Raw genomic sequence first — 10,994 nt, 5'->3', positions numbered from 1 at the left:
CTTACTTTTAGCATTTTTTATAAAAGGTTATAAAAGCAGATGGATAAGAGAGCAAGTATTCAGTGGTTCCCTGGGCATATGAACAAGGCCCGTAACGAAATCAAAGAAATCATGCCGCAGATGGACGTCGTCATTGAAGTGATTGACGCGCGTATTCCTTATAGTAGCGAAAACCCAATGGTCGCGGCATTACGCGGCGAAAAACCGGTCATCAAAATTTTAAATAAAGCCGACCTTGCTGATCCTGAATTGACCAAAGCGTGGATGGAATATCTTGAGCAACAAGATGGCGTTAAAGCTATCGCGTGCGACAATAATAAAGCCGATGACGTCAAACGTATCATTGCGCTATGTAAAAAAATGGTGCCCAATAAAGTCGGTACGGGTCGCCAAATCAAAGCCATGATTATGGGTATTCCAAACGTCGGTAAATCGACCTTGATTAATACCTTAGCTGGACGCGCCGTGGCAAGAACCGGCGACGAGCCTGCCGTCACTAAGTCGCAGCAGCTGATTAAGCTTGACGATGACATCATGCTCTATGATACCCCCGGTATGCTATGGCCAAAGGTCGAAAACGAAAATTCTGGCTATCGCTTGGCTGCAACCGGCGGTATTCGAGATACGGCTTTTGACTTCGCTGATGTGGCCAGTTATACCGCTGAGTATTTGATAACTGCTTATCCTGAGCTACTAAAAAGCCGCTATAAAATTGAAGAATTACCTAAGACCGATTGGGAGTTTTTTGAGATAGCTGGACGTAATCGCGGTTGTGTGCGCGCGGGTAATCAAGTTGACACTTACCGCATGTCTGAGATTCTGATTAACGAGTTACGTAGTGGCAAGCTTGGCGATATTACGCTCGAGACGCCTGCCATGACAGAAGCTGAAGAGCTGGTCGTCGCCGAACAACGCATCGCTGCAGAAGAGAAAAGAATCGCTAAAGAAGAAGAAAAGCGCTTACGTCGTTTAAAAACGCGGAAGAATCGGAAGTAGGTAGAATATTCTCTATAAGTATATTTGAAGTTCGTAGGGTGCGCCTAGCGCACCTGCTATATTTTATTATTTACCTTTAACTTATCTGCAGATTTACTCAAACTTTACTTGGCAAACAAGACGGTCAATTATAATTTCATCTTCTGATATTGAAAACGAAGCTCACCCGCTGTTGTCTTGTATCAATCGTATTACACCCCATAAACGTTCTTAATCTCAAATTCATATATCCCTGTTCAATTTACAAGGAATACTCTTGCCTACTCAATTTTCTCAATCATCAACCAACCTCAACTCCCTCGCCCCACGCCTTCTCGACTGGTTTGCAATTAATGGTCGCCACGACTTACCTTGGCAACAGCACCAAACTGACACGCCCAATCCTTATATCGTTTGGCTATCAGAAGTCATGCTCCAGCAAACGCAAGTAACGACAGTGCTGCCCTACTTTGCCCGTTTTATGGATAGCTTTCCGACCGTGCAAGATTTAGCCGCAGCAGAATGGGATATGGTGGCGGAGCATTGGGCGGGGCTTGGCTACTATGCGCGCGCGCGTAATTTACATAAAGGCGCGAAGCAATTGGTCGAAGTAATTAATGAGACCGGCGACTTTCCGCAAACCTTAGCCGGTTGGGAAGCGATATCTGGCGTTGGCCCGTCGACTGCTGGCGCGATTATGGCGATGGGGCTACATCGCTATGGCGTTATCTGTGACGGTAATGTCAAACGCGTCCTGACACGCTGGGCAGCAATTGATGGCGATATCACTAAATCTGCCACCACTAAAGAGCTGTGGGCATTAGCAGAACGTCTAACGCCTAGAGAGAACTCAGGATTATTTGCGCAAGCGATGATGGATATGGGCGCAACCTTATGCACCCGTGGCAAACCTGCTTGTCTGTTATGCCCATTACAAGATGATTGCTTAGCGCACGCGCAAGGTCGCGAAACCGATTATCCAGTCAAAGCAAAAAAGCAGCCCAAACCCAGTAAGTTTAGCAATGCCTTACTGATTAAAGATGCAGATGGCAATATCTTATGGCTACAGCGCCCTGATAACGGAATTTGGGGCGGATTGTGGAGTTTACCTTTACAGTTTGTTAAAAAAACCGCAGGCAAAATGAATACTAAAACCGCCGCAGAAAAAACGACTCAAATTGACGATACATTATTAAAAGTGGCTAGTAATGAAAAAGTATACGAAACAGAATTTACCACCGCTGAGCAAATTATCAATGAATGGCTGATAAAGAATAATTTAGCAGCAGCACCAATGAATAAAACCTTACTTGATGACGCGCCTATTAAACACTCATTAACCCATTTCCATTGGTATTTAACGCCGCAATCAGTGACTTTAAATAATGAGCAAACGGCTGATTTAACCCAAGCATTACAAGCAGCAGAGATTAATATTAACTGGTTAAATGCTGATGCTGCGCAGGCGACACTAGGATTGCCGCGCGCGATGGTTAAGATTTTAGAATAATGAGTGAATGCAACTAAATAACATTCATAAAAAAAGCGACTCACAATAAATCATGAGTCGCTTTTTTAATTTATACAATACTAGAAGCTTATAATTTAGAACTTAAGACTTCGGCACCCGTAAGCGCATCAAGCCTTCTTGTTGGACCGTTGCTACCAATCGACCATCTTGCCAAAACTGCCCATGGTTCAGACCCATGGCATTGGATGTGGTATCACTCCACATGTCGTATAGCAGCCAATTATTTAAGTCAAATTCACGATGAAAATGCATCGAGTGGTCGATACTCGCCGCTTGTAAGCCACTGGTCATAAAGCTTACACCATGCGACATCAGCCCCGTACCTACTAGATAGAAGTCGGATGAAAATGCCAACAGTGCTTGCTGAATTGCTATGGGTTGATTGCCCAATTCACGAATACGCAGCCAGTTTGCTTGTTTGGGTTTCATCGGTTCTGGATGAATTGGGTCACGCGGTTTGACCGGTTTAATTTCGACGTGACGACGACGCATAAAGCGCGCTTTAAGCGCATCTGGGACTTTACCGACGTACTCTTCTTTTAAATCCTGCTCGGCAAGCAAATCCTCTGGCGGCGGATAAACGGGCATATCTTCTTGATATTCTAAGCCCTCTTCCATCGGTGAAAACGACGCAATCATCGAAAATATTACTTGCTCAACAGGCGCTTTGCCGCGTACCTCTTTATATTGAATCGCCGTTACTTCGCGCGCAGACAGGCTGCGGCCATCACGCAGGCGGCGTACTTTATAAATGACCGGCTGATTGATATCACCACCGCGCAAAAAATAGCCGTGCAGTGAATGACAGGGTTTGTCTTTATCCAGTGTATGCGCCGCTGCCATAATCGCTTGCGCCAGCACTTGTCCACCAAAAATACGACTGCCAACATAGTCGTGGCTTTTACCTTCAAAAACATCAGGGCTGACTTCAATAAGCGCGACAGTAGCCAGCAGCTCATCTATCAGTTGCGGATAATCAGACATGACGATACGTTTCCTTATTTTTATCAATAACGCCAAGCATCTGGGTATAAGCACCTAACGATATTGATCTCGATACCATATGCTTAAGCCAATACGGCGTTTTAATTTAAAATAATATGAAATGGCTTGCAGTAAACTACAAGATAACGCTTAGAGCGCGCAATAAATGACCAGTAAAACGATTGCTAAGAACTCATTATAAAGCGAAAAGCCAATCATCTTAACGAATATTAACGGCTTTGACTAGGCAGTTACCGCGCAATGTTAAGCATAAAACAACTATCTAGGATAGTGTTAATAAATAAAAAACGAGATACCTACTGCCATCTCGTTTTTATATTTACCAAACTTATGGTTTCACGGCCACGAGCACACGAATAGAGTCTGGCACGAGCGATAAATTACCTAGTGCTTGTTCACCTTGGGCTTTTAGCTGCTCTAAGCGCTCAATTTCTTCTGGGCGGACGTTAGGATTGATGGTTTGCAAATGCTTTAGGCGTTTGATTTCACGCGACCACTGCTGGCTAAAACGCGCACTGGCTTGTTCACCAATGTCTGCTAGCTGCTGGCGGGCAATATCTTCGGCTTCATAATAACGCTGCTCAATCACATCGCCACGTACTTTAATCACTTGGCGGGCGCGGTTTTTATCCAAACGTTCAATATGCGGCATAATCATATCGGCGCTGATACGCGCGGATAAATCACTGCCCTGCTCACTGATAAAGACACGGATATTTTGTGTGGTTAAAGTCGCAGGCAAATTGAGCAATCTTGGCGCAATCGCTTCGACGCGGAAATTTACCTCGAGCAGCACCATACCTTGCGGGACGGCAGCGCTCTTTAGCATCGCCACCGTGGTATTACCAAAGGTGCTGGTACTTGCCAGCTCATAAATCGCGCGCATCAACGGATGCTCGTGGGTGATAAATTCGATATCTTCACGCTGCAGCGCTTGCTCACGCTCAAAGGTCAAGGTCATACCATCTTCATCGCCAAGTGGCAGACCGTCGATATAGTCACTAATCTCAGTGCTATCAATCGGTGCAATCACCCATGAACCATCACGCTGAATATTGTGGTCGATATTAGCGGAAGCAAAAAAGCGCTCGATAAATTGCGGCAATAGATTATGCCCATCAAAATCACGCATAGCATCAGCGATACGCCCAGCAACACGCGGACGGCATGAGTTATACTCTAAAAGACGATCGCGACCGGCTTGCAACTGCGCCTCAAGATCCAAACGCGTCTGTAGCGCGTCATCAATGATATCTTGCAAAGTGGTGCGGTTAGCGTCGTTATCCGCGCCTTCAAGCATCGGCTTTAGGTCTTGGATATACTGCTCTTGCACGCTTTGGGCGGTCGGCGAAATCTGATTAAACATATTTAGCGCGTCGTTATACCACCGATATAGACGCTCTTGCGCCGTACCTTGTACATAAGGGACATGCAGCATAATCTGCTGCGTTTGCCCGATACGGTCTAGGCGACCGATACGCTGCTCTAAGGTATCTGGGTTAGCAGGCAGGTCCCACAATATCAACTGGCTGGCAAACTGGAAGTTACGACCTTCCGAGCCAATCTCCGAGCACAATAATATCTGTGCGCCTTCACTATCAGCAAAGAACGCTGCCGCTTGGTCACGCTCAAGCAAGGTCATCTGCTCAGTAAAAATGGCGGTTTTAATACCGGCATGCAGACGTAAGACGGCTTCTAAGCTTTCAACCGTCGCCCCACTACGCGCAATCAACAGCACCTTTTTATGCTTAAGCTCACCCTTTAAGATATCAATCAACCACGGCACACGTGGGTCATCTTCTAGCCAGCTACCGTCAGGTTGGTTTTCTTCGCCCCATAGCTGCTCGCGCAATTTACCCTTGGTTTGATAGCTGTCAACCCATGCTTCAGGTAGCGGCAATGGATACGGCTGGCTGCTACGACCATAAAAGCCTTTGACGCTTTCACGGGTATTACGGAATAAAATACGCCCCGTACCATGACGGTCAAGCAACTCATTGAGCGCATAAGTACGCAGTTTTTCGTCGTCATTAATGTTTGCTAATTCATCGATACTAATAGTAAGCAGTTGACTTAACGCCGCAATTTGACCATCACTTAACGGCTTATCTTCGATTAAGACACTCGCAACCGCTGCGGTTTCGGCAAAGGCTTCTTGACCATCGATAAATTCATCCAAATCATCAAAACGATCGGGGTCCAATAAACGCAGACGGGCAAAGTGACTTTGCGCGCCAAGTTGCTCAGGCGTCGCGGTTAATAGCATCACGCCCGGTGTTTCTTCAGCAAAGTCAGCAATCAAGTCATATTTATCATTGCCACCTTGCGCTTCATCCCAATGCAGGTGATGCGCCTCATCGACGACCAATAAATCAAAACCGGCTTCCATCGCTTGGTCATACAAATCAGGGTGGTCGAGCAATAAATCCATACCTGCAATAATACATTGCTCAGTAGCAAAGACGTTTTGCTCAGGGTCGTGTTCTTTAATCGCTGCCGTACGTACCAAATCAAATAAGGCAAAATTTAGATTAAAGCGGCGGCGCAGCTCAATCATCCACTGATATTGCAAACTGTCTGGTACAAGGATTAATACGCGCTCAGCTTTGCCAGTCAGTAGCTGCTGATGAATAATCAAACCCGCTTCAATGGTTTTACCCAAACCGACTTCATCAGCTAACAGCACACGCGGCGCGATACGCTTACCAACTTCATGGGCGATATACAGCTGATGCTCAATAATATCGACGCGCGCGCCCATTAGACCTTTGAGTGGGTGACCCGCTAGCGCCGATTGCATACGCAAGATATCTTGACGCAGCTCGTACCAATCGCCACGTTCAATACGACCAGCAAGCAGACGCTCAAGCGGCTTGGCAAGCGTGATATTGGCCGCCAAACGGGTTTCCATAATGCCTTTTTCATGCTCATCGACACTGTATTTGAGCACGCCCATCACTTCTTCGACCGCGGTTACGGTATAGGTTTTACCGGCTTGGTCAGAAATGCTATCGCCTTCTTTGAACACCACGCGCGATAACGGCGCAGAGTTTTTTGCATAGACGCGGGTCTCTTCACTTTGTGGAAATAAGATATGTACACAGCGGTCATCAACATCGATGACCACCCCCAAGCCAAGCTCAGACTCCGTATCAGATAAATAACGTTGACCAACGGCAAATTCGGTGCTGTGCAATGAAGCGATAGAGATAGTCATAAGGCGATGTCTTTTGTACTCAGATGATAAGAAAATAGATAGTTAATGAGGCAAGCTACGTTTACTGGCCAAGCTAGCGTTGCTGGCTTGATAGCTCGATAGCTCAATGTCATTAATAAGCTGCTGGTCATTGGCGATATCAGCAACGCCCAACTTAAAAGCTAGGTCGATTGATAAAACAGACCATTATATAACGTTAGCGCCTAGATGAGTGCGTTAAGTTGACTTTTCAAGAGCAGATTTTGCCAAGATTGCCGCAAAGCCAAGCATAAGTTGGTCTTATAAAACAACAAGATAACGACTCGCAAGTAAACAAAAAATATTGCCCTCATATAATTGTTGCTGTATTGTTAAAAAATGCAATAAGTTATTTCTTTATGCGGCTAATTTGGCTAAGTGTTTCTGATTAATCATCTCTGGATAAGTGTCTCTGGCTAAATATCTTTGACTAGATACCTCTGACTGAAGCTCTACAGTATTTAGCTGAGCCATATTGAAATGACTGCCTGCGTTGTCTAAGTTTACCAAGTGCCTATTATCTATCATCTATATTTAAGCATTAACGGTATCTAATCCCACTTTTATAGATTTACAGTCATTATAGATTCACAGTCATTATAGATTCACAGTCATTATAGATTCATAGTCGTTATAGATGCTGTCTAAACGCTATAGAGATAGTAGTGCTTATTATAGTCCATTTAGTTATCGAGCTTATAATATTATACATAATTATATTTTATGAGAGTAATGATAACTTTGAGTGTCATATCGCATTAATCCCTTTAATCCCTTTAACAATCTTCTTTGTGCTTCTTATCATCCAAGGACAAACCCCATCATGAGTGCCTCCAAAAAAGTTGGCTTTTTTAACCAAGTCAGTACCCAAGTGACGACCATTCTATTTATCGCTTTTGCGGTCGTACTGGCGGTCGTCGTCTATGTTGTTGATAAAGAAGGCTATGAGAAAATTCGCCTTGAGTCAGCAAAACTGGTCGCCGAGCGTGGTAATACTGCGGTCAATAGTATCTCAGCCGATATCAATCGGGTGATGCGCAGTGCCCTGCTACTGCAACAAAGCGCGCAAACGCTGCCACCACAAGAAGCGATTTTACAAGCCAGTACCGCCAATGCCTTTGATAAGCGCGATTATAACTTGTTAGGTAGTGGCGGCATTTGGCCTGAAAAAGGCGCACTTGGTGTCAATGCTGCAACCCATCCGTTTTTGATGGTACGTCAAAATGGCGATTATCAAGCGGTACTCAGCGACCCAAACCCTACCAATCCTTATTATCAAGAAGATTGGTTTAGCGTGTTGAAATTGCTCAAACCTGAAAGCTGTATCTGGAACCATGTACGCGCGAGCCAAACCAAAGGCGAGCTGGCAATGAGCTGCGGTGTTGCTATCGAGCGTGACAATCAGTTCTGGGGCGCCAGTACGGTTAACTTTACCCTAAACCAGCTACAAGAAAATATCGTGAAGCTAAGCGAAAGCTCGGGCTCAGGTTATATTCTATTGCTGGATAACAGTGACAAAGTTATCGCTTCGTCTAACCCTGAGCGCTTAAGCTATATTGATGAAAAAACCGGTACGCCGCTTGATATCAAACAAGTTATCAACTCTGACCCTGCTTGGAATCCGGTATTAAACTTCTTGGAAGCTCAGCGTAACGAGACTATCGAGCGCGTTGCAGCTAGCGTATCGCCGCAAGTACAGCAAGTATTGAATACGATTGATAAAGCAGAAACAGGTGATTCCAAAGGTTATTATTTGGTCAACTATGCCGCTTATCTAAATAATAGCGAAAACAAGCAAAACGCGATGGATAGTCGCTTATTGCAGAGCTTTGAGCTGACTAAAGACAACTTCTACAACGGCAGTCAAGCGTATGTGTTTGAGATTCCTGAGACTTATTGGAAACTTATCGTTGTCCAGCCTGACGCTGAAATTAACGCCATTGCCGATAATCTCAGTGAAAACTTGATTAACTGGATTGCCTTGGCGCTATTAATCACAGCGGGTGTGATTTACTTTATGTTGACTTTCTTAGCCTTTAAACCGCTAAAAGAAACCACGGATAAAATCTCGCAAGCGGAAAAGCTGATTAACGACAAGCAATACAATAAGCTGAGCGAGGTTAAATTCGCTGAAGGTCGCAACGAGATTGGACTGGTGAACGGCTCTATTAATGACCTACTAGACCGTATCCAATCTAATGAAGGTAAGCTTGCCAATATTAACCAGCAGCTAGAGATTAAAGTCGAAGAACGTACCGCTGAGCTGCAAGATACGCTAAAAGAGCTGAAAAACTCTCAGCTACAATTGATTCGTTCAGAAAAAATGGCGACTTTAGGTCAAATGGTTGCTGGTGTTGCTCATGAAGTAAATACACCATTATCTTATGTGCAAAACAACCTTGAAATTATCGGACAGCTAACTGAGCAATACGAAGAGCTGATTGAACTGGTACAAGGGTTAAAAGCCGTTAAAACGGATGCCGCTGCTGATGGCAAAATTGACAAGCTATTGGCAGATATCGTCCGTGCTTCCGATGAAATCCAAGAAGATGATTTGTCCGCTGAGCTCAAAGAGCTGATTAAAGATTCGTTATTTGGCGTTGAGCAAATTACCGAGATGGTCCTAAATCTGCGTAACTTTGCCCGTCTTGATGAATCAAAAGTGAAAACCATCGATGTGCGCGAATGTATCGAAGCCTCATTGAAAATCGCTGGCAACTCTATCAGACATCAAGAAATTGTCACTGATTTTGCGCCAACGCCTGAAGTTAAATGCTCGCCGTCACAGATTAACCAAGTCTTGGTGAACTTGCTCAATAACGCCGCACAAGCCATGGGAGAAAAACCGGATGGCAAAATCGAAGTGCGGACGCGCTCTGATGACAGCAATGTCTATATCGATGTCAGCGACAACGGCAAAGGTATGAGCACAGAGATTATCAATCAAATCTTTGAGCCGTTCTTTACCACTAAGGGCGCAGGCGAAGGTACGGGACTTGGTATGGCCATCAGTCAGCAGATTATGGAGCAGCATAATGGCGACATTCAAGCGGTCTCGACCGAAGGTGTTGGCACCACCTTTACCTTAACGTTACCGATTGATAATGATTTAACGGAACAAAGCCTAGCAGCGTAAGCGCTAGGTTCTGTCTTATTTTAATTGCTATTTTAATGATTATATAAAGCTATAGCACTATTATTCATCATAAGGATACCATCATGAATGAATTGGAAATGGAAACCCCTAGCACGGAGTTAGGGTCTGAAGCGAAGCCGAAGTTGGCGTTCATTGACGATGAACAACGTATTTTACGTTCGATGAAACTGCTGTTTCGTAAAACACATGACGTTTTTATCACCACTGACCCGACTGAATATATCGACTATATCAAAAACAACCACGTACACGTGGCGGTCAGTGACCAGCGTATGCCTGAGCGCGTTGGTGTCGATATCTTGCGCGAAGTCAAAGAAGTATCGCCGTCTACCATGCGGATTTTATTGACCGGTTACGCCGATTTAAACGCCATTATCGGCTCTATTAACGATGGAGAGATTTATCGTTATTTGACCAAACCTTGTAAATCTGAAGAGCTGCTTGCCGTTGTCGGTCGCGCCACCGAAATCGCTTTGACCTATAACCCAGACGAAGACGCTGAGCAATTTGACAGCTCAGGCAACAAGCAAACGCTATTGGTCATCGATGAAACCAACGATCTGATTGAACAAATACGTAAGCAGTTTTCGAACAGCTATAGAGTCCTGCATGCTAAGGGCTTAGAAGAAGCTTATGATTACTTGGCGAATGAAGATATCGGTGTTTGTATTACCGACATCAATGTCAGCGGCGAGAACATCGCGCCGATTATCTTTACCTTAAAACAAGATGCGCCGCACTTGGTGGTTTTAGTACAAACCGAGTTCCAAGATGCAGGCTTGTTAATTGACTTGATTAATAAAGGTCAGGTCTATCGCTGCTTACCAAAACCAATGCGCGCTAGCTTACTTGAGATTAGCGTCAACCGCGCCTTCCAGCATCATACAAAACTGAAAGCCAGCCCTGAATTGGTGAAGCGCTATGAAGTCGAGCACGATCCTGAAAATGATGTGCGTATTGATTTAAGCAGTCGCGTACGTAGTCTGATTGGTAAATTGCGTAAGCGCTTCTCTTTATAAGCATTTTTCTTTATAAGCGTAAAAACGACATAAGCACAAAAACTCTTGTCGCAAAAAATAAAACCTCTATTT

General features: G+C 44.7%; 6 protein-coding genes. 4 read left to right on the top strand and 2 right to left on the bottom strand.

Translation table 11 applies throughout. The annotated features are described in order from the left end of the window. The first annotated feature begins 39 nt into the window (after positions 1-39). Together ylqF and mutY are read left to right on the top strand one after the other, a co-directional pair. A complete protein-coding gene (gene ylqF / locus JMX94_RS09610; protein ID WP_201565144.1) occupies positions 40-996 on the top strand; it encodes a ribosome biogenesis GTPase YlqF in 957 nt (318 codons plus the stop codon). A gap of 256 nt (positions 997-1,252) precedes the next feature. Continuing rightward, positions 1,253-2,485: an A/G-specific adenine glycosylase gene (gene mutY / locus JMX94_RS09605; protein WP_201565143.1), complete on the top strand. Its 1,233-nt coding sequence runs from the start codon at positions 1,253-1,255 to the stop codon at positions 2,483-2,485. Between the two features lie 102 nt (positions 2,486-2,587). On the opposite strand, the gene JMX94_RS09600 is transcribed toward mutY, so the two are convergent. Together JMX94_RS09600 and rapA are read right to left on the bottom strand one after the other, a co-directional pair. Further along, complete coding sequence (locus JMX94_RS09600; protein ID WP_201565142.1) at positions 2,588-3,490, bottom strand: acyl-CoA thioesterase II; 903 nt, start codon at positions 3,488-3,490, stop codon at positions 2,588-2,590. Between the two features lie 349 nt (positions 3,491-3,839). After that, entirely contained in the window at positions 3,840-6,728 is a 2,889-nt protein-coding gene (gene rapA / locus JMX94_RS09595) for an RNA polymerase-associated protein RapA (protein WP_201565141.1), read from the bottom strand. Between the two features lie 841 nt (positions 6,729-7,569). Here rapA and JMX94_RS09590 point away from each other — a divergent pair. Beyond that, on the top strand, positions 7,570-9,882 hold the full coding sequence (locus tag JMX94_RS09590) for a sensor histidine kinase (protein ID WP_201565140.1): 2,313 nt from the start codon (positions 7,570-7,572) through the stop codon (positions 9,880-9,882). Positions 9,883-9,965: 83 nt separating this feature from the next. Further along, complete coding sequence (locus JMX94_RS09585; protein ID WP_183620982.1) at positions 9,966-10,922, top strand: response regulator; 957 nt, start codon at positions 9,966-9,968, stop codon at positions 10,920-10,922. Positions 10,923-10,994 lie beyond the last annotated feature (72 nt).

Source organism: Psychrobacter sp. CMS30 (assembly GCF_904846565.1).
GTDB lineage: Bacteria > Pseudomonadota > Gammaproteobacteria > Pseudomonadales > Moraxellaceae > Psychrobacter > Psychrobacter maritimus.
This window is presented reverse-complemented; position numbering and strand designations above follow the sequence as displayed.